Source organism: Agromyces sp. ISL-38, from assembly GCF_018613935.1.
In the GTDB taxonomy this organism is placed as follows: domain Bacteria; phylum Actinomycetota; class Actinomycetes; order Actinomycetales; family Microbacteriaceae; genus Agromyces.
Map to the genome: position 1 here is coordinate 17592 of NZ_JAGGPF010000018.1, position 19532 is coordinate 37123.

Below are 19532 nucleotides of genomic sequence, written 5' to 3' on the forward strand. Positions count from 1 at the left end.
CTCAGCGCGCTGCGAGCGCCTCGCGGTACTGGTCGAGCGAGCGCGCCTCGCCGCGCGGCGACGTGAAGCTCTCACGCACGAAGCCGTCGACTCCGATCACGAACGTCGCACGCAGGGCGAGGCCGGTGGACTCGTCAAATGCGCCGAACGACGCTGCGACGGCGCCGTGCGGCCAGAAGTCCGACAGCAGCGGGAACCCGTACGACTCGGCCTCCGCCCACGCGCGAAGCGTGTGCTTCGAGTCGACCGAGACGCCGATGAGCTGCGTGCCTGCGGCCTCGAACATCGAGACGTTGTCGCGCAGTTCGCAGAGCTCGCCGTGACAGACCCGTGAGAAGGCGAGTGGGAAGAACACGAGCGTGACGGGCGTGCTCCCCGTGATGTCGCCGAGCCGCACCGTCTGGCCGAACTGGTTCGCGAGGGCGAAGTCGGGGGCCACGGCCCCTCGTGCAAGGATCATGGGCGGTGCGCTTTCGTCGTGGTTCGAGTGGACCGGCGCCCAGCCTAGCCCCGGCGGCGCAGGCATAGAATCACTAGGATGGCGTGGTGCCATGCGACCGTGATCCGGTCCGCTTCGTCGTGCGCACGCCCCACACCGCAGGCATGATCTGCTGAAAAGAGAGGTCGAGTGTGACTGTCAACGACCAGGACCCCTACTCGGTCGAGGCGATGGACTCGGATCCCGACGAGACATCCGAATGGTCCGAATCCCTCGATGCGCTCGTCGCCGAGAAGGGCCACCAGCGGGCGCGCGAGATCATGCTCAGCCTGCTCAAGCGCTCGAAGGAGCTGCACCTCGGCGTGCCGATGGTGCCCACGACCGATTACCTGAACACGATCGCACCCGAGAACGAGCCCGACTTCCCGGGCGACGAGGAGATCGAGCGGCGTTATCGCGCGTGGATCCGCTGGAACGCGGCCATGCTCGTGCACCGCTCGCAGCGCCCCGGCATCGCGGTCGGCGGGCACATCTCGACGTACGCGTCATCCGCAGCGCTCTACGAAGTGGGCTTCAACCACTTCTTCCGCGGGCAGGACCACCCCGGTGGCGGCGACCAGATCTTCATCCAGGGCCACGCGTCGCCCGGCACCTACGCCCGCGCATTCCTCGAGGGCCGGCTCAGCGCCGACCAGCTCGACGGGTTCCGCCAGGAGAAGTCCCACGCGCCCAACGGCCTGTCGTCCTACCCGCACCCGCGGCTCATGCCCGAGTTCTGGCAGTTCCCGACGGTGTCGATGGGCCTCGGCCCGATCAACGCGATCTACCAGGCTCAGGCGAGCAAGTACCTGACGAACCGCGGCATCAAAGACGCATCCGACCAGCACGTCTGGGCGTTCCTTGGTGACGGCGAGATGGACGAGGTCGAGAGCCGCGGGCAGCTCCAGGTCGCCGCGAACGAAGGTCTCGACAACCTGACGTTCATCGTGAACTGCAACCTGCAGCGACTCGACGGCCCGGTGCGCGGCAACGGCAAGATCATCCAGGAGCTCGAGAGCTTCTTCCGCGGTGCCGGCTGGAACGTCATCAAGGTCGTCTGGGGCCGCGAGTGGGACGACCTCCTCGCTCGCGACAACGACGGCGCCCTCCGCAACCTGATGAACATCACCCCCGACGGCGACTACCAGACCTACAAGGCCGAGTCGGGCGCCTACGTGCGTGAGAACTTCTTCGGCCGCGACCCGCGGGCGCTCGAGCTCGTGTCGCACCTCAGCGACGACGAGGTCTGGGGCCTCAAGCGCGGTGGTCACGACTACCGCAAGGTGTACGCGGCGTTCAAGGCCGCCACCGAGCACAAGGGTCAGCCCACCGTCATCCTCGCGAAGACCATCAAGGGCTACGGCCTGGGTCCGAGCTTCGAGGGTCGCAATGCGACCCACCAGATGAAGAAGATGACGCTCGACAACCTGAAGACCTTCCGCGACACGATGCGCATCCCCATCACCGATGGGCAGCTCGAGGAGAACCCCTACCTGCCGCCGTACTACACGCCCGGCGACCAGGACGAGGCGATCCAGTATCTGCATGAGCGCCGCCGCGCGCTCGGCGGCTACCTTCCCGAGCGTCGTACGAACCACACGGCGATCTCGCTGCCCGACGACTCCGCGTACGCGATCGCGAAGAAGGGCTCGGGCACCCAGGAGATCGCCACGACAATGGCATTCGTGCGCATCCTGAAAGACCTGATGCGAGCCAAGGACTTCGGCAACCGCATCGTGCCGATCATCCCCGACGAGGCGCGCACCTTCGGCATGGACGCGTTCTTCCCGAACGCGAAGATCTACAACCCGAACGGCCAGCACTACACCTCGGTCGACCGCGAGCTCCTCCTCGCATACAAGGAGAGCCCGCAGGGGCAGATCATCCACGTCGGCATCAACGAGGCGGGTGCACTCGCCGCGTTCACCGCTGTGGGCACGTCGTACTCCACCGAGGGCGAGCCCCTCATCCCGATCTACGTGTTCTACTCGATGTTCGGATTCCAGCGCACGGGCGACGCGATCTGGGCGGCGGGCGACCAGATGGCGCGCGGCTTCATGATCGCCGCGACCGCTGGCCGAACGACGCTCACCGGCGAAGGGCTCCAGCACGCCGACGGGCACTCGCTGCTCCTCGCCTCGACGAACCCAGCCGTCGTGTCGTACGACCCCGCATACGGCTACGAGATCGGGCACATCATGCGCTCGGGCCTCAACCGCATGTACGGCGGCACGCACCCCGATCCGAACGTCATGTACTACATCACGGTGTACAACGAGCCGCTCGTGCAGCCCGCCGAGCCCGAGGGCGTCGACGTCGAGGGCATCGTGCGCGGTATCCACCGCATCTCGGAGTCGCCGGCGCAGGGCCCGAAGGCGCAGCTGCTCGCGTCGGGTGTCTCGGTGCCGTGGATTCTCGAGGCGCAGGAGCTGCTCGCCCAGGACTGGGGCGTCTCCGCCGATGTGTGGTCGGTGACGAGCTGGACCGAGCTCCGCCGCGACGGCATCGCCGCCGACGAGCACAACTTCCTGAACCCCGATGCCGAACGCCGCACGTCGTACCTCACGCAGAAGCTGTCGGGCGCCCAGGGGCCCTTCGTCGCGGTGTCGGACTTCATGCACGCCGTCCCCGACCAGATCCGCGCCTACGTGCCGGGCGATTACGCCACGCTCGGCGCCGACGGCTTCGGCTTCTCCGACACGCGCCCCGCGGCCCGTCGCTTCTTCAAGATCGACGGACCCTCGGTCGTGGTCCGCACGCTCGAGCTCCTCGCAGATCGTGGTGAAGTCGACCGCGCCCTCCCCGCCCAGGCGATCGAGAAGTACCGGCTGCACGACGTGAACGCCGGTACCACCGGATCGGCCGGCGGCGAGAGCTAGCAGGCGACGAGGTGGCGACGAGGCCCAAGACGAAGGCGGAGACGCTCGCATGGTTGCGAACCATCGCGGGTGAGCTGTCGACCGCGACGCTGAAGCGTCTCGAAGACACGCTGCCGTGGTACGGCGACATGCCGCCGAGCCGGCGCTCCGCCGTGGGCCTCGTCGCGCAGGCCGGCATCTCGTCGTTCATCTCCTGGTTCGACGATCCCCGGTCGACGCCGTGGATCGCGGCCGACGTCTTCGGTGCCGCTCCGCGAGAGCTGCTGCGTTCGGTGAGTCTGCAGCAGACGCTGCAGCTCATCCGCGTCACCGTCGAGGTCGTCGAGGAGCGCGTCAAAGACGGCAGCGAGCCGCTCCGCGAGGCGATCCTCCTGTACTCGCGCGAGATCGCCTTCGCGGCGGCCGATGTGTACGCACGCGCTGCGGAGGCTCGCGGGCTCTGGGACGCGCGCCTCGAGGCGCTCGTGGTCGATTCGATCCTCTCGGGCGAGTACGACGACGAGCTTCCGAGCCGCATCGCCGCGCTCGGCTGGCACGGCCACGGCGAGGTCGCCGTGCTCGTCGGCACGGCACCGAAGCAGTTCGACATCGACCACGTGCGCCGCGCAGCACGTCACATGCACGCCGACGTGCTCATCGGGGTGCAGGGCAATCGCCTCGTGCTCGTGATCGGCCGCGCCGACCCGCTCAGTCGCGAGAACGACGACGCCATCGGCACCGCCCCGGCCCTCACCTTCATGGAGATCGCCGAGCAACTCGAGCCGCACTTCGGCCCCGGCCACCTGGTGCTCGGTCATGAGGTGCCGAACCTCGTCGACGCGTCGAAGAGCGCGAAGGCCGCGCTCGCGGGATTCGCCGTCGCCCGCTCGTGGCGCCACGCGCCTCGCCCGGTGCACGCCGACGACCTGCTCCCCGAGCGCGCACTCGCCGGCGACCCACTGGCTCGTGCCACCCTCGTGCACCGCATCTACCGACCGCTGCAGGCCCATTCCACCGAACTGCTCACGACGCTCTGGAGCTATCTCGACAACGGTCGCTCGCTCGAGGCGACGGCGCGCGAGCTTTTCGTGCACCCGAACACCGTGCGCTACCGCCTGAAGCGCGTCTCCGACGTGATCGGATGGGATGCCACCGGCGCCCGCGAAGCGCTCATCCTCCAAGCGGCGCTCATCATCGGATCGATGAGCGATCATGAACAATCACCACGCCGTCGACCTCCGACCTGATCGACATCCTGTGGCTTCGACACAAGCCTTTCGCGAAGAGCTTGTAGCGTGTGCACACCACCGTCCCGATACTGATTGGCAGACTTGAACCGTGATCGTCGTCGTCTGCCCTGGACAGGGCTCCCAGACTCCCGGATTCCTCGCCCCCTGGCTCACCGAGCCGGCCTATGCCGAGCGCTTGGGCGTGTTGTCCGACGCCGCGGGCATCGACCTCGCATCCCACGGAACGGTCAGTGACGCCGACACCATCCGCGATACGGCGATCGCCCAGCCGCTCATCGTCGCGGCCGGCATCCTCACGCTCGAACGGCTTCTCGCCGACGGTCGCAGCGAGCGCATCGGCGGCATCGCCGGTCACTCGGTCGGCGAGATCACGGCGGCCGCAGGCGCCGGAGTGCTCAGCGAGACCGCTGCGATGCGCTTCGTCGCCGAGCGCGGGCGGGCCATGGCGGATGCCGCGGCGCTCCAGCCCACCGGCATGAGCGCCGTGCTCGGCGCCGACGAGACCGCACTCGTGGCCCAGCTCGACGAGCTCGGACTTGAACCGGCGAACTTCAACGGCGGCGGCCAGATCGTCGTCGCCGGCGCGCTCGAGGCGCTCGAGCTCCTGAAGGACGAGCCGCCGGCCGGTGCACGCGTCATCCCGCTCCAAGTGGCCGGCGCCTTCCACACGCGGTACATGCGGCCTGCGGTCGAGCGGCTCGCCGCCATCGCCGCGGCGAACCACGACGTGTCCGACCCCGGCGTGACCCTGTGGACCAACCGCGACGGCAGCGTCGTGGCATCCGGCGCCGCATTCGTCGACCTGCTCGTCGGGCAGGTCTCCTCCCCCGTGCGCTGGGACCGCTGCATGGAGGCGTTCGCAGCGGCCGGCGTCACCGGCATCATCGAGGTCGCGCCGGCAGGCGCCCTCGTCGGGCTCGCGAAGCGGGGCCTGAAGGGCGTGCCCGCGGTCGCGGTGAAGACGCCCGACGACCTTCCCGCCGCGATCGACCTCATCGAGCAGGCCGCCTGAGCCGGGCGCACACGAGAAAGCCGAGCATGACGAAACCCACCCTCCAGCAGTCGCACGGGCCCGCCTACACGCGCATCTACGCGATCGGCGCTGCACGCGGCGCCAACCTCGTGCCGAACGACGACCTCGTGGGCCCGATCAACTCGTCCGACGAGTGGATCCAGCAGCGCACCGGCATCATCACGCGGGCGCGCGCCGGCGCCGACGTGGAGGCCCTCGATCTCGCGACGGATGCCGCGCGCGAGGCGATCTCGAAGTCAGGGGTCGCACCCGAGCTCATCGATCTCGTCATCGTCGCCACCGTCTCGAACGTGCAGCAGACGCCCTCGATCGCCGCTGTCCTGGCCGATCGGGTGGGTGCCAACCCGGCCGCCGCATACGACACGAACGCCGCGTGCGCCGGATACGCCTACGCGATCGCCCAGGCCGATGCACTCATTCGCACCGGCAGCGCCCACTACGCGCTCGTGGTCGGCGCCGAGAAGCTGTCGAACGTCGTCGACCCGACCGACCGCTCCATCTCCTTCCTGCTCGGAGACGGCGCCGGAGCCGTCGTCATCGGCCCGAGCGACTTCCCCGGCATCGCTCGCACCATCTGGGGATCGGATGGCTCGAAGGCCGACGCCGTGGGCATGAACGCCACCCTCACGGAGTACCGCGACGGTACTGCCGAGTGGCCGACGCTCCGCCAGGAGGGCCAGACGGTCTTCCGGTGGGCCGTGTGGGACATGGCGAAGGTCGCCAAGCAGGCGCTGGATGCCGCGGGCATCACCGCCGCCGACCTCGCCGCCTTCATCCCCCACCAGGCCAACATGCGCATCGTCGACGAGTTCGCGAAGCAGTTGAAGCTGCCCGAGTCGGTCATGATCGCCCGCGACATCGCCACGACCGGCAACACGTCGGCTGCATCGATCCCCCTCGCGACCCACCGGTTGCTCGAAGAGCATCCGGAACTCTCGGGGGGCCTCGCCCTCCAAATCGGCTTCGGCGCCGGACTCGTGTTCGGCGCCCAAGTGGTGGTACTTCCCTGAACCACCGACCCTCGTCCATCTAGACTGTGTCTCGGTCAATCGAGACACCCCCAAGGAGAAGAACAATGGCATTGTCCACGGAAGAAGTGCTTGCCGGCCTGGCCGAGCTCATCAACGACGAGACCGGCATCGCGACCGACACGGTTGAGCTGGACAAGTCGTTCACCGATGACCTCGACATCGACTCCATCTCGATGATGACGATCGTCGTCAACGCCGAGGAGAAGTTCGACGTCAAGATCCCCGACGAAGAGGTCAAGAACCTGAAGAGCGTCGGCGACGCCGTCACCTTCATCGTCAAGGCCCAGGCCTAGCAACTGCTGGAGCGGGCCGGCGCGACCGCCCGGCCCGCTCGATCAGTTCGACCATCACCTCCAACGGAGTGTCTCTCGAATGACCAAGAAGATCGTCATCACCGGCATCGGCGCGACCTCGCCCCTGGGCGGCACCGCGCGCGACAGCTGGAACGCACTGCTCGCCGGCGAGTCCGGCGCTCGCGCGCTCGAACACGACTGGGTCGCCGACCTTGCGCTTCCCGTGACCTTCGCGGCCACCGCGAAGGTGCCCACCGCCGAGGTGCTCGAACGCCACGAGACGAAGCGCCTCGACCCCTCGAGCCAGTTCGCCCTCATCGCCGGCCGTGAAGCCTGGGCAGATGCGGGTGCGCCCGAAATCGCTCCGGAGCGGCTCGCTGTCGACTGGTCGACCGGCATCGGCGGCGTCTGGACGCTGCTCGACGCCTGGGACACACTGCGTGAGCGTGGACCCCGGCGCGTCCTGCCGATGACCGTGCCCATGCTCATGCCCAACGGCCCGGGCGCCGCGATCGGCATGGACCTGCACGCTCGTGCAGGTATCACGACGGTCGTCTCGGCGTGCGCGTCGAGCACCGAAGCGCTTGTGAACGCCTACGACCACCTGCAGCGGGGCCTGGCCGACGTCGTCATCGCCGGCGGCTCGGAAGCCGCGATCCACCCGCTGCCCATCGCGTCGTTCGCCGCGATGCAGGCGCTCTCCCGTCGAAACGACGACCCGTCCATCGCTTCCCGTCCCTACGACGTCGGTCGTGACGGCTTCGTGCTCGGTGAGGGCGCCGCAGCCCTCGTGGTCGAGACCGAGGAGCACGCGAAGGCCCGAGGGGCACGCATCTACGCCGAGCTGCTCGGCGGTTCCGTCACGAGCGACGCGTACCACATCACCGCACCCGACCCCGAGGGATCGGCAGCGGCACGGGCGATGATCGCGGCCATCGAGGGCGCCGGCGCGCGCCTCTCCGACGTGCGTCACGTGAATGCGCACGCGACGAGCACCCCGGTCGGCGACATCGCCGAGTACCACGCGCTCCAGCGCGTGTTCGGCGACCTGCTCGACGGCATCGCCGTGACCGCGACGAAGGCCTCAACCGGGCACCTGCTCGGCGGCGCCGGTGCGATCGAGGCCATGTTCACGGTGCTCGCGCTCCACGAGCGGGTCATCCCGCCGACGATCAACCTCACCGAGCAGGATCCCGAGATCCCACTTGACGTGGTGACGTCGCCGCGGGCCCTCGAGGGCGATGACGTCGTGGCGATCAGCAACTCCTTCGGCTTCGGCGGGCACAACGCCGTCGCCGCGTTCCGCTCAGCCTGATCGTGCTGTCGCGCCGCTCGGCGCAAAGATGAGAAGACCCCGGCCGCATTTCGCGGGCGGGGTCTTCTCGTCTGCGGCCGAGGTTTCGATCGTGCGTCACCGGGAAGCATCATCCGACGATCGCGTTACGCCACCGCGAGCCGCGCTCGCTCAACCCACCTGGTGCAACCAGACGACCGGAGCGAAATCACTGGCGTGGCGGAACGGCTCGAGCTCGTCGTCCCACGCCTGCCCGAGCGCGAGGCGGAGCTCGCGGTGCAGTTCGACCGGATCATTGCCGGCGATCTCCATCGCGTACCTGATGCGATCCTCGGGCACCACGGTGTTGCCGGCGGTATCGGTCTGTGCGAAGAACACACCGAGCTCAGGGGTGTGCATCCAGCGTGCACCGTCGGAGCCCGGAGTCGGGTCCTCGCTCACCTCGAACCGGAGCTGCTCCCAACCTCGCAGTGCGGAAGCGAGCTTCGCACCGCTGCCGGCCTCGCCTTCCCAGTAGAACTCGGCGCGCATCATGCCACGGTGGACCGGCTGCATGCTCCACTCGAAGTTGACGGCGCTCCCCAGCGCTCGCCCTGCCGCCCATTCGACATGCGGACAGAGCGCCCGAGGCGAGGAGTGCACGAACAGCACGCCTCGCGCGGTGCGCACGGCCCGCGTGACCTTCTCCGCCATCTCTCTCTCCGTTCTTGAGGTGCGTCTTCCCCTACGACCTCGGAACGGATGTGATGGCTGGTGTTCGGTTGTCGACGGCGAGCCGTCATGGGCGATTATGCCGCGGATCAGGGCCGGTGACAAGATCGGATCGCCGAACGTGTCGCTCGCGGCATCCGTTGGACTGGAACTCTATACTCAGTGAATCGTTCCCACTTCTCGAGATGGAGTCCACATGGCCGTGCGCGATGCGCTCCTCGCCCTGCTCACGGCGGGCCCCGCCTACGGGTTCCAGTTGCACAACGGCCTCGAGGCGCGCACGGGTGGGCGACGCCAGGTGAACGTCGGCCAGACCTATGCGACCCTCGAGCGACTCGGCAAGCAGCGACTCATCGAGCCGGCCGGAGAGACGGATGACGGGCTCCCGTTGTATCGCCTGACGGCGCGCGGCACGGCGGCTGCCACAGCCTGGTTCGACGGCGCGGATGCCTCGGGCGCCGACCCCTGGGATGAGACGGTCGATCGCGTCCTCATCGCCCTGTCTCTGCCCGACGTCGACGGACTCGCCGTCGCGCGAGCGGAGATCGCCCGCTGGCGCGTGCGTCGCGACGATGCGTCGACAGTATCGAGCTCGTCGGAGCCCGCTGCGCCAGCCGATGGAGTTGAGACCGAGGCCGACGTACGCGGTGCCGAATCGGAACTGGCTCGCCTCGCCGCGGCGGCCGAGGTCGCCGTGGCGGATGCGGCACTCGGCTGGCTGGAGGGTGTTGCCGCGGCATCCGCCGAGCGCCTCGCCTTCGCGCCACGAGCGACTCGACCCAAGCGCGGCCGCCGCCCGTCGCCGCCCGCGACCGACTGATCAACGGGCTCACTCACGCGTCGGCGAGGGCGTAGCTGTCGACCACCGCCAGGTCGAGCGGGAACTCGACGGGGAAGTCGCCGAAGAGGAGCCGGCCGGCTCCGATCGCGGCCTCTTCGACCGCAGCGGCGACGTCGGCGGCGAGGGCCTGCGGCGTGTGCACGATGATCTCGTCGTGGAGGAAGTACACGAGGTGCGGTGCGCGCTCGAACACGAGTCCGGATGCCGACGCCGGGGTGATCGGCCCGGCCGCCTCAGCGCCTGCCGCGGCGATCGCGGCGAGTCGCGTACGAAGTGCGGCCATCCAGCAGAGCGCCCACTCCGCAGCACTCCCCTGCACGACGAAGTTGCGGGTGAATCGGCCCCACTCGCGCGCGACCGACCGCGCGCGTCGTTCGTCGGCCGGCGAGGCCTCGGGCTGGCTCGCCCGCGATTGCGCGGCATGCCACTCGGACGGCGGCAACGGAGACGAGCGACCGAGGAGCGTCGACACCACACCGCCGCGCTCGCCCTCGGCCGCGGCGCGGTCGACGAGAGCCATCGCCCTCGGGTACGCACGCGCGAGCCGCGGCACGAGCCGGCCGCTCTCGCCGGTGGTCGCGCCGTACATCGCACCGAGGATCGCGTACTTGGCCTGCTCCCTCGTCTCGACGACCCCGGCGTCGACGATGCCCCGGTAGAAGTCGAGTCCACGGCCGGCGGCGGCCATCGCCTCGTCGCGCGCCATTCCGGCGAGCACGCGCGGCTCCAGTTGTGCGGCATCGGCGACGACGAGCGTCCAGCCGGGATCGGCCACGACTGCGCTGCGCACGATCTTCGGCAGCTGCAGGGCTCCCCCGCCCGAGGTTGCCCATCGGCCGGTCGCGGTGCCGCCCGGCACGTAGTCGGGTCTGAACCGTCCACCCGCGATCCACTCGTCGAGCCATGCCCATCCGTTCGCGCTCAACAGGCGCGCGAGCTTCTTGTAGGCGAGCAAGGGCTCGATCGCCGGGTGATCCTGCTCGCGCAGTTCCCATCGGCTCGTCGAATCGACCAGGATGCCTGCCCGGCGCAGCGCCCGGAGCAGGTCGGCCTGAGAGTCGAGATTGACGGATGCCGCGTCGAGCGCCGTGCGCACCTGTGCCGCGAGCTCCTCCATGCGGGCGGGCTTCCATCCGGTCTTCGGCTTCGGCCCGAGCTCGTCCTCGAGCACGCGCTCGTGCACGGCGCGGTCCCACGGAAGGCCGGCCGCGTGCAGCTCGGCACCGATGAGCGCGCCGGCTGACTCGGCTGCAAGGAGCAGGCGCAGGGCGTTCGGCTCGGCGCTGCCGGCGAGGAGGGCGAGTTGCCGGTCGTGCTCGGCGATGACGGCCGCGACCGGCTCGGCCGAGGAGCCTGCGACCGCGTCATCTGCTCGATCGATCGGGTCGATGCCGGGATCCGCCGCGGCGTCGATGAAGCCTGGAGTGCCGACGGTGGCGACGCTGTCCGAGACGGCATCGAACTCGTCGAGCTCGAAGAGCGGCGTTCGCGCGATCACCGAGGATGCGGCGACGGCCGCGGCCGCGCCGGGCTCGCTCGGTCCGACAGGCAGCCACGCCGGTCGCGGATGCTCGCCGGCATCCCTGACCGTGACCGTCGCGGCGGAGTGCTCGAGGATCGCCCCGCACAGGCGCAGGTCGTGGCAGCGTTCGACACGCACCCCGGCCTCGAGGAGCCTCGGATACCACGATCGCGTGTCGCTCCACACCCAGCGCGGACGCCGAGCCTCGAGCCGACGCACTGCATCGGGAAATCCGGCGAGCGGTACGGTGACGGCCTCTGCCGCTGCCTCGGGATCGATGAGCGTGACGCGACCCTGCCCCGCCATTCCAACCACGATCCGCACCACCCCATTCTCGTGGGCGCCGCAGACACCGGGTCACCGTGCGAGTGTCGGCGGTGCCGCCGAAGATGGAGATCATGCAGAGAATCGAGGCGAGGTGGTCGCGGTGAGCTTCCGATGCGGTCATGGCGCGGCCGCGGGTGAGCCCGGCGTCGTGACACTCGGGCGTGTCTGCCCGCTCTGCATGCTCCTCCACGAGACGCAGCGCTCCCGTGCCGAGCTGCTCGGTCGGGTCGCGCCGCCCCAGCGAGCTGCACTCGCCGTCGAGACGAGGATCGGCGCGAGTTACGACTGGCGATGCGCTCGCGGCCATGATCGGTATCCGGCCACGGTGCGCGAGGTGCTCACCGGGCCGAGCTGCGCGAAGTGCCGCACCAACGCCGTCGGCCCTACGGCGATGCGCGAAGCCGGCGTCGCCTTCATGAAGCCAGGACTCCGTGTCGGCACGTCGATGACCGAGCAGCGATTGCGGGCGATGCTCGGCGAACGCATCCGCTTGCATCATCGCGTCAATGCCGTGCGAATCGCCCGCATGTTCTACGGCCAGCAAGAGGTGTGGCCCGACATCCTCGTGCCGCAGCTGCGCATCGCGGTCGAGTACGACGACCCTGGCAAGTCGCGTCGGGCGCATCGCGGTCTGAAGGAGGCATCCGACACGGAGAAAGACGAAGCGCTCCGCGAAGTCGGCTGGGAGGTCATCCGGATTCGTGCCGGAGGCCTCGAGGCGCTCGGCGCGCACAGCATCGTGTGTCGCTCGCTCACCATCGGAGTCGTCGACGAAGTGGTCACGCTCATGCGGCGCATCCGCGGTGATGCAGCGGTCGATGCCCTCGCGATCGAGTACCGGCTCCTCACGTGATCGCACCGCCAGGTCGGTGCTGAGCTGCCCCTGCCAGGACGCGCCGAGCGCTCGAGTGGGCACTTCGTGCACGCGACCCCGCGCACCGATAAGGTGAGGTCACCCGTGCGTGCCGGCGCCCGGAATCGTGCGTGTAGAGAGGCAGCCAGTCGATGCTCCTTCCGTTCCTCATCATCGGTGGCGTCGGCCTCGTGCTGTTGCTCATCTCGCTCGTGCTCGGAGACATCTTCGACCAGTTCGAGATCGGCGACGGTGCCATCTCCGGCACCGCGCTCTCGGTGGGGCTCGTGGTCTTCGGCGCGGCTGGGGCGCTCACCGCGAGCATGGGACTCGCGATCGTCTGGGCGTATGTGCTCGCGATCGCACTCGCGGCGGTCGCCTACGTGTTCAGCGTGCTCGTGGTGCGCAATCTCACGCGCAGTTCCGACGGGGTGCCGCAGTCCGCGGTCGGCCTCACCGGAGTGTCGAGGTCCGACATCTCCCCCGCGGGCGGCGAGGTCAGCCTCGACGGCCCCGGCGAAGTCGAACGGCGGCTCGCATACTCCGACGCACCGATCGCCGAGGGCGTGCGGATTCGCGTGATCGAGCATGCGGGCACCCGCGTGAAGGTCACCACCGACTAGTCATGCCACATCCAGCCACATCCTGCTCGAAAGGAACCCGATGCTCACGCCTGTCATGATCCAGGTGATCGCCGTCATCGCGATCGTCGTCGCTCTGCTCTCTCTGCTCATATTCATCGCGCGGCGCATCCGGCGCGTGCCGCCGAACGAGGCGCTCGTCATCGTCGGGCGTGGAGCCGGGCGGCCCGCGGCGGGCGAGGCTCCTACCGGTCAGCGCGTCGTGATCGGCGGTCGCACCTTCGTGTGGCCGATCCTCCAGCAGGGGTTCTCGATCTCGCTCGAGCAGCGCCAGATCGGCATCACGGTGGAGGGTGTCGACAAGAACCGCATCAAGATCGCCATCAAGGCCTCGATCAACTTCAAGGTGAGTGGCACCGAGGAGGGCGTTCGCCGAGCGGCGCAGCGATTCCTCTCGCAGCAGAGCGCGCTCACCGAGATCATCAAGGAGTCGCTCGAGGGCTCGCTCCGTTCGATCATCGGTGACATGACGATCGAGCAGATCATCTCGGACCGCAAGGGACTCTCCGACCGCGTGGTCGCCGAGACCAAGACCGACCTCGTCGAGCAGGGCCTCCAGGTCGATCTCCTGAACATCTCCGACATCTCCACGCCGGGCAGCGACTACCTCGCGAACCTCGGCCGCGCCGAGGCCGCGCGCGCTCGCCAGGTCGCCGAAGTCAGCGAGGCCGAGGCCGCGCGTGCGAGTGAGTTCGCCCGCATCGAGGCGGCCGAGCAGATCGCCGAGCGTCAGAAGGCGTTGAACCTCAAGCAGGCCATCATCAAGGCCGAGACCGACCGCGCGAACGCCGAGGCCGATGCCGCTGGCCAGCTTGCGACGGCCGAGCAGGATCGTCTCGTCGCCGTCGAGGAGCGGTCAGCCCTCACCGAGCAGGCGCTCGTCACGCAGGAGCGCCTCGACATCGAGATCAGGAAGCCCGCAGAGGCTGAGGCCTACGCCGAGGTGCAGCGGGCCACTGCGAAGCGTGACGCGACGAACGCGAGCACCGAGGCCGAGGCGTTCAAGCGCACGAAGATCGCCGAGGCCAACAAGGTCGCTGCCGTGCAAGACGCCGAGGCCGCCGCCACCGCGGTTCGCGTCTCCGGTGAGGCCGAGCGCGACCGCCAGGTCGCCCTTGCCGCCGGCATCCGTGCCCAAGGTGATGCGAAGGCGGCAGCGATCCAGGCCGAGGGCCTCGCGTCTGCCGCAGCTACCGACGCGAAGGCGCTCGCCCTCGAGAAGTACGGTGAGGCCGCGCTCGCCCAGGAGATCATCTCCCGGCTCCCCGAGATCGTGCGGGCGGCAGCCGAGCCCATCTCGAACATCGACACGCTCACCGTGGTGTCGACCGACGGCGCGAGCGCGATCACGAAGACCGTCGGCCAGGTGCTCGGCGAGGGCACCGAGGTCGTGAAGTCGCTCACCGGACTCGACGTGAGTGCCATTCTGGCGGGACTCGCAGGCCGAGCTGCCCTCGTGAAGGCGGATTCACCCGCCGAGTGAAGCGACGAGGGGCGGTGGCCGCTGAATGACATGGCTCCGCCCCTCGCTCCCGCATGACCAATCTCGTGTCGCCGTCGGCTTGCGCCCGTTTTGCGCGGATAGCGAGCGCGGCTTCCGGGCACGCAGGTGCGTCTGAAAGCCGACGAACGTCAGTGAAATCGTTTCGGTAGGGCGGACGGGACTTGAACCCGTGACCGATGGATCTCCTCGGCCCGGACTCGCCGTCTCGGCCTCAGCATGGAGGGGACGCTCCGTGGAGCGCCCCCTCCATCAGGTGCTCATCGGTGGGCGACGGCGATCGTCAGGCTGAACCGGTGCTCGCCAGGGAAGAGACGCTCGCGCGGCGCGACGTCCGGCCCGCACGCCGCAGATCCGACTCCGTACTGCGCGCTGTCGAGGTTCACCCACGTGCGAGCGCCGGGGGTCAGGTCGGTGGGATGATTCGCCGCCGCCAGCGCCTCACTCGTCCACGGCCGAACGGTCAGTTCGACGCCAGGCGAATCGATGGTGAAACGGTCGCCGTCCGGCCATGCGATCGTGGCGGACCGGACCTGCGAGCGGTTTCCGTTCTCCTGGGGATGGACATACGGGGTCTGCAGTTCATCGATCGACATCGCATAGGAGCCGACTCGAACTGCCGCTCGCGAGTCAGCGTAGGCCTCCCCTGGGCCGAGCCCGAACCATGAGAGCCCTGCGGCCCCCGCCGGAAGGCCGAGTCGCAGGCCCAGCCGAGGCAGGGTCGCGAGCTCCCCGCCGCCCTGGTCCTGCGCGTACCGATCCAGGGCCAAACGAAACTGCCCGACGGGGGCCACCGTCACCTCGAGAGCAAGCCCGTCCTCCTCGGTCGCCTCCCAGCGGAGGACGCCGCGGAACCCGGCGTCGTGGCCGGCGGCGATGCTGATCGTCTCGACCTCCAGCGCCGAGCCTGCGGTGAGCACGGAGATGGTCCGATGCTGCATTCGGTCGAAGCCGAGGGCCCGCCACGCCTGCGCCTGGCCGCGCTCGGAGAGATCGTTGTCGGTGGGAGCACGCCACACGTCGAGGACTGGTCCGACGACATCCATCCCATTCAACATGGTGAGCGCGCCTGCTCGGTCGAACGCAGAGGTGCCGAGCTCCCAGCCGTCCGCTGTGCGCCGCGGCGACCCGAACGAAGGGCCGACGCGAGGGGCGACGCGAGGTGCGGCCTCCGTGAGCGGCGCCTGCACGAACGCAACCTCGTGTCCGCTGGGCACGAGCGGCTGGTCTTCCGCGGTGACGGCGGTGATCGTGAGCCAGTGCTCCCCGGTTCCGTACGTCTGCCGCGCCTCGACGGGGAGCTCGAGCGCCCGCTGCTCGCGCGCTCCGAGCGGCGGAAAGTGGAGCACCCCGCTCGCGACTCGCTCGCCGGCACGCTCGATCCCCCAATGGAAGGCGAAGTTCGCGGTCGTGATGTGGTCGTGCCGGTTCTCGATGTGCAAGAGGGGTCCTTCGACACGCATCCTGATCGGCGCGATGACGGCCTTGTACTCATGGAGCCCCGGCGAGGGTGTGCGGTCGGGGAACAGCAGGCCATCGGCGATGAAGGTGCCGTCGTGAACCGTCTCGCCGAAGTCCCCGCCGTAGGCGAAGAACTCGGCGCCCGGGTTGGGTCCGTTGTCGGCGATCTGACGAATGCCGTGGTCGAGCCATTCCCAGACGAACCCGCCGATCAGCCTGGGGTACCGGTCGAAGAGGGTCTCGTAGTCGACCAGTCCGCCGGGCCCGTTGCCCATGGCGTGCGCGTATTCGCACAGCATGAACGGGAGGTCGCGTCGGTGGCGGTCGGCCGCGGCGTCGACCGTCTGTGGCTCCGCCTGGGCGCCGATCAGACCGACCTCCTCGAACTCGGCGTACATGCGGCTGTACACGTCGACGTAGGGGCTGTTGAATTCGCCTTCGTAGTGGATGGGCCGTTCGGGGTCGCGTCCGCGCGTCCACTCGGCCATCGCGCGCAGGTTGTCGCCGACGCCGGCTTCGTTCCCGAGTGACCACATGATGACGCTCGGGTGGTTCTTGTCGCGCTCGACCGTACGGGTCATCCGGTCGAGATAGGCGTCGCCCCAACGGCCGTCCGCGCTGGGATTCGCCTTCCATCCGACGAGGAGGAAGCCGTGGGTCTCGAGGTCGCACTCGTCGATCACCCACAGTCCATGCTCATCGCACAGGTCGAGAAAGCGAGGGTCCGGCGGATAGTGACTGGTCCGCACCGCATTGACGTTGTGGAGCTTCATCAGGCGGATGTCCTCGATCATCGTCTCGAGGCTCAGCGACCGTCCGGTGTCGGGGTGCCACTCATGGCGGTTGACCCCTCGGAGCCGTATGGGCGAACCATTGACGAGCAGCTGGGAGTCACGGATTTCGATCGTTCGGAACCCGATCCGGAGGCGGATGACTTCGAACTCCGTCGAGAGTGTCGCGTCGTACAGACGCGGCGCCTCGGCTGTCCAAGGCTTCACGGATGGGATGCGAACCGTTTCCCCGGTGCGGACTCGTAGTCCGAGCTCCGGTACCTCGAGGACTGCGTCGACGTCGGCGTCGACCCGCAGACTGCCCTCGCCTGTGGTGTGATCGAATCCGGCATGTACGAAGTGATCGTCGATGCCGCCCACCGGCCGTTCGAGCACGGCTACCGATCGGAAGATTCCGGAGACCCACCACATGTCCTGGTCTTCGAGGTAACTCGCTGCAGACCATTGCGAGACTCGGACTGCGATGGTGTTCGTGCCGTCGTGCAGGCTGTCAGTGATGTCGAACTCCGTCGGGAGCCGGCTTCCGGTGCCCCACCCGAGGAAGTTGCCATTCAGCCACGCCGCGAACGACGAATCGACGCCCTCGAAACGTACGACGTAGCGGGAACCCGGCTGGGCGACCAGGTCGAACATGCGCCGGTACTCTCCGGTCGGATTCGCTTCAGGCACATGAGGCGGGTCCACAGGAAACGGGTAGATCCAGTTGGTGTAGGCAGGTGCGCCGTAGCGCCATTCTCCGTGCGGAAGCAGCTGCCCGTTTCGGTCACGAAGGCCGGCCATCTGCCAGGAACTGGGCACCGCGATCTCGTCCCACTCGGTGTCGTCGAAGCCTTCACGCTCAAAATCTTGCGCAGTGTCGGCGAGCCCTGCCGCCAGATGGAACCTCCACAGCCCATCCAGGGAGACCGTGAAGGCGTCGCTCGGGGCGACGGCTCTCGGCGCGCGCCGACCCGCACCGGGCGAGAAGGAGGTGATGTAGTCGAATGTTCTGTGGGCGTCCACGGGTAGTCACTGCTCCAGATAGAGGGGAACGGGTCAGCAGGTGTCTGCGCGAGCAATCACACCTGCTGACCCAGAGGAAGTTTGATCCAGGTCGGTGGCCGCTATCGTGGTCGTGTCATATTCGCCGTGCGGATCGGCGCGGCATTCATCGCTGCGACCGCTTAGCCGGCCACACCCCCGGTGTCCGTTCACTGCATCGGGGAGCTGCTTGCGGCTGTACCACTTCGCCGCGTGAACGGCCCCGTCGTAGCGAGTGCCGGCCCGCTTTCAGCGGGCCGGCACTCGTCTGCTACTTGTTGACCGTGAATCCTTGCGTGTTGCCGTAGTCGACCAGGTTGTCTTGCCATGCCTGCAGGCCGCGGTTGAGGTCGCTGTTGTCGGCATACGACTTGCCGACCGTGTCCGCGAAGACGCTATTGGCGTACACCTGGAACGGCAGGAATTCCCAGCCCTCGGCAACGTTCTTGGATGCATCCACAAGGACCTTGTTGACCTCCTGGCCGCCGAAGTACTCGGGAGCTTCGTTCAAGAAGCTGTCGGCGTTGAGCTGTGCAGTTGTCGACGGGAATCCTCCACTGTTCAGGAAGACGTCGATGCTGGCGTCGGAGCTGTTCAGCCACCGGAGGAACGCGGCGGCCAGTGCCGGGTTCTTGGACTGCTTGGTCACGGACTGGGCGCTTCCGCCGTTCTCTGCGGTGGTGGGGCTCCCGTCGTAGCTGGGCAGCGGGGCGACTCGCCATGCTCCATCACCCTCGGGCACGGAGCTTTCGAGGATGCCCGGCATCCATGCTCCGGTGATGATCGTCGATAGCGTGCCGTTGCCGAGGGCTTTGAACCAATCATCGCTCCAGGTCGGGATGGGAGCGAGCAGTCCGGGCTCTAGGAGCTGGTTCCAGGTGTCGGCCCACTTCTTGGTGCCCTCGTCCTGCAGGTCGATCGTGACCTCGGAGCCGTTGGTCTGGTACGGATGTCCACCCGCCTGCCAGATCAGCGGTTGAGCGAAGCCCGGATCGCCGACGTCATTGGTGATGAACTTCGACGGGTCCGCCTCGTGGAGCTTGGCAGCCGCGGTGATGTATTCGTCCCAGGTCTTCGGGACGGAGATCCCGTACTGGTCGAAGATCGACTTGTTGTAGAGCATGACCATCGGCCCCGAATCCTGCGGGAGACCGTAGAGCCCCTCGTCGATGTTGACGGCGCTCCACGTGGAGGAGGTGTACTTTTCCTCCAGGTCTCCGAGCCCGTACGAGCTCAGGTCGAGCAGCCCGTCGGAGAGTGCGAACTGCTGGAGGGCGTAGTACTCGATCTGGGCGACGTCAGGCGCGCCGCTGCCGGCTTTGATTGCGTTCTGCAGCTTTGTGTACTCGTCGGTCGCGGTGCCGGCGTTGACGACCTTCACCTGCACGTTCGGGTACTCCTTCATGAACGCATCGGCTTGATCCTGGCCCGACGGCGTCCACGTCCAGTAGGTGAGTTCTCCGCCCTTCTTGAGGGCGGCGTCGAGGTCGGACGCCGACCCGCTGCTGGCGCCGGTGGAGCCCGAGTTGCATGCGGCGAGGGCGACCGTCGACAGAGCAGCGACGGCAAGTGCCGCGACGACTCGGCTTCGGCGTGCGCCGTTCCGGATGTTGAACATGTGATTTCC

At 68.2% G+C, this 19532-nt stretch carries 15 protein-coding genes; 10 read left to right on the forward strand and 5 right to left on the reverse strand.

Annotation, left to right across the window (positions count from 1 at the left end; all coding sequences use genetic code 11):
• Position 1: 1 nt before the first annotated feature.
• Entirely contained in the window at positions 2–460 is a 459-nt protein-coding gene (locus J7E25_RS17325; RefSeq protein ID WP_214871421.1) for a peroxiredoxin, read from the reverse strand.
• Positions 461–630: 170 nt separating this feature from the next.
• Here J7E25_RS17325 and aceE point away from each other — a divergent pair, with 170 nt between their 5' ends.
• From aceE to J7E25_RS17355, 6 genes are all read left to right on the forward strand, one after another.
• A complete protein-coding gene (gene aceE / locus J7E25_RS17330) occupies positions 631–3357 on the forward strand; it encodes a pyruvate dehydrogenase (acetyl-transferring), homodimeric type (RefSeq protein ID WP_214871422.1) in 2727 nt (908 codons plus the stop codon).
• An 11-nt stretch (positions 3358–3368) separates the two neighbouring features.
• A complete protein-coding gene (locus J7E25_RS17335) occupies positions 3369–4583 on the forward strand; it encodes a CdaR family transcriptional regulator (protein ID WP_214871423.1) in 1215 nt (404 codons plus the stop codon).
• Between the two features lie 91 nt (positions 4584–4674).
• A complete protein-coding gene (locus J7E25_RS17340) occupies positions 4675–5598 on the forward strand; it encodes an ACP S-malonyltransferase (protein ID WP_214871424.1) in 924 nt (307 codons plus the stop codon).
• A gap of 26 nt (positions 5599–5624) precedes the next feature.
• Positions 5625–6629: a beta-ketoacyl-ACP synthase III gene (locus J7E25_RS17345; protein ID WP_214871425.1), complete on the forward strand. Its 1005-nt coding sequence runs from the start codon at positions 5625–5627 to the stop codon at positions 6627–6629.
• A 65-nt stretch (positions 6630–6694) separates the two neighbouring features.
• Complete coding sequence (locus J7E25_RS17350; protein ID WP_214871426.1) at positions 6695–6943, forward strand: acyl carrier protein; 249 nt, start codon at positions 6695–6697, stop codon at positions 6941–6943.
• A 79-nt stretch (positions 6944–7022) separates the two neighbouring features.
• Positions 7023–8258, forward strand: coding sequence for a beta-ketoacyl synthase (locus J7E25_RS17355; protein WP_214871427.1), 1236 nt, complete (start codon positions 7023–7025; stop codon positions 8256–8258).
• A 150-nt stretch (positions 8259–8408) separates the two neighbouring features.
• On the opposite strand, the gene J7E25_RS17360 is transcribed toward J7E25_RS17355, so the two are convergent.
• On the reverse strand, positions 8409–8930 hold the full coding sequence (locus tag J7E25_RS17360; RefSeq protein WP_214871428.1) for a DUF3145 domain-containing protein: 522 nt from the start codon (positions 8928–8930) through the stop codon (positions 8409–8411).
• Between the two features lie 214 nt (positions 8931–9144).
• Between J7E25_RS17360 and J7E25_RS17365 the strand changes: the two genes are divergently transcribed.
• Positions 9145–9768 carry a PadR family transcriptional regulator gene (locus J7E25_RS17365; protein ID WP_214871429.1) on the forward strand — a complete coding sequence of 208 codons (624 nt, stop codon included), beginning with the start codon at positions 9145–9147 and terminating at the stop codon, positions 9766–9768.
• A 13-nt stretch (positions 9769–9781) separates the two neighbouring features.
• Here J7E25_RS17365 and J7E25_RS17370 read toward each other — a convergent pair whose 3' ends face one another.
• The gene (locus tag J7E25_RS17370; protein ID WP_214871445.1) at positions 9782–11617 is read right to left on the reverse strand and encodes a bifunctional 3'-5' exonuclease/DNA polymerase; all 1836 of its coding nucleotides are present in this window, start codon (positions 11615–11617) and stop codon (positions 9782–9784) included.
• Between the two features lie 121 nt (positions 11618–11738).
• On the opposite strand from J7E25_RS17370, the gene J7E25_RS17375 reads away from it, so the two are divergent.
• The 3 genes from J7E25_RS17375 to J7E25_RS17385 all read left to right on the forward strand — a co-directional run bounded on the left by J7E25_RS17375 (position 11739) and on the right by J7E25_RS17385 (position 14615).
• Complete coding sequence (locus tag J7E25_RS17375) at positions 11739–12491, forward strand: hypothetical protein (protein ID WP_214871430.1); 753 nt, start codon at positions 11739–11741, stop codon at positions 12489–12491.
• A 152-nt stretch (positions 12492–12643) separates the two neighbouring features.
• Positions 12644–13114: an NfeD family protein gene (locus J7E25_RS17380; RefSeq protein WP_214871431.1), complete on the forward strand. Its 471-nt coding sequence runs from the start codon at positions 12644–12646 to the stop codon at positions 13112–13114.
• A gap of 40 nt (positions 13115–13154) precedes the next feature.
• The gene (locus tag J7E25_RS17385) at positions 13155–14615 is read left to right on the forward strand and encodes a flotillin family protein (protein ID WP_214871432.1); all 1461 of its coding nucleotides are present in this window, start codon (positions 13155–13157) and stop codon (positions 14613–14615) included.
• A gap of 278 nt (positions 14616–14893) precedes the next feature.
• On the opposite strand, the gene J7E25_RS17390 is transcribed toward J7E25_RS17385, so the two are convergent.
• Complete coding sequence (locus tag J7E25_RS17390; protein ID WP_214871433.1) at positions 14894–17887, reverse strand: glycoside hydrolase family 2 TIM barrel-domain containing protein; 2994 nt, start codon at positions 17885–17887, stop codon at positions 14894–14896.
• A 289-nt stretch (positions 17888–18176) separates the two neighbouring features.
• On the reverse strand, positions 18177–19523 hold the full coding sequence (locus tag J7E25_RS17395; RefSeq protein ID WP_214871434.1) for an ABC transporter substrate-binding protein: 1347 nt from the start codon (positions 19521–19523) through the stop codon (positions 18177–18179).
• Positions 19524–19532 lie beyond the last annotated feature (9 nt).

What these genes read in the sequence shown, in the direction of transcription:
- J7E25_RS17370 (WP_214871445.1), bottom strand. Translation starts at nt 11,617, where the DNA reads ATGGCGGGGCAGGGTCGCGTCACGCTCATCGATCCCGAGGCAGCGGCA.
- J7E25_RS17345 (WP_214871425.1), top strand. Translation starts at nt 5,625, where the DNA reads ATGACGAAACCCACCCTCCAGCAGTCGCACGGGCCCGCCTACACGCGC.
- J7E25_RS17350 (WP_214871426.1), top strand. Translation starts at nt 6,695, where the DNA reads ATGGCATTGTCCACGGAAGAAGTGCTTGCCGGCCTGGCCGAGCTCATC.
- J7E25_RS17365 (WP_214871429.1), top strand. Translation starts at nt 9,145, where the DNA reads ATGGCCGTGCGCGATGCGCTCCTCGCCCTGCTCACGGCGGGCCCCGCC.
- J7E25_RS17395 (WP_214871434.1), bottom strand. Translation starts at nt 19,523, where the DNA reads ATGTTCAACATCCGGAACGGCGCACGCCGAAGCCGAGTCGTCGCGGCA.
- J7E25_RS17385 (WP_214871432.1), top strand. Translation starts at nt 13,155, where the DNA reads ATGCTCACGCCTGTCATGATCCAGGTGATCGCCGTCATCGCGATCGTC.
- J7E25_RS17380 (WP_214871431.1), top strand. Translation starts at nt 12,644, where the DNA reads ATGCTCCTTCCGTTCCTCATCATCGGTGGCGTCGGCCTCGTGCTGTTG.
- J7E25_RS17355 (WP_214871427.1), top strand. Translation starts at nt 7,023, where the DNA reads ATGACCAAGAAGATCGTCATCACCGGCATCGGCGCGACCTCGCCCCTG.
- J7E25_RS17360 (WP_214871428.1), bottom strand. Translation starts at nt 8,930, where the DNA reads ATGGCGGAGAAGGTCACGCGGGCCGTGCGCACCGCGCGAGGCGTGCTG.
- J7E25_RS17325 (WP_214871421.1), bottom strand. Translation starts at nt 460, where the DNA reads ATGATCCTTGCACGAGGGGCCGTGGCCCCCGACTTCGCCCTCGCGAAC.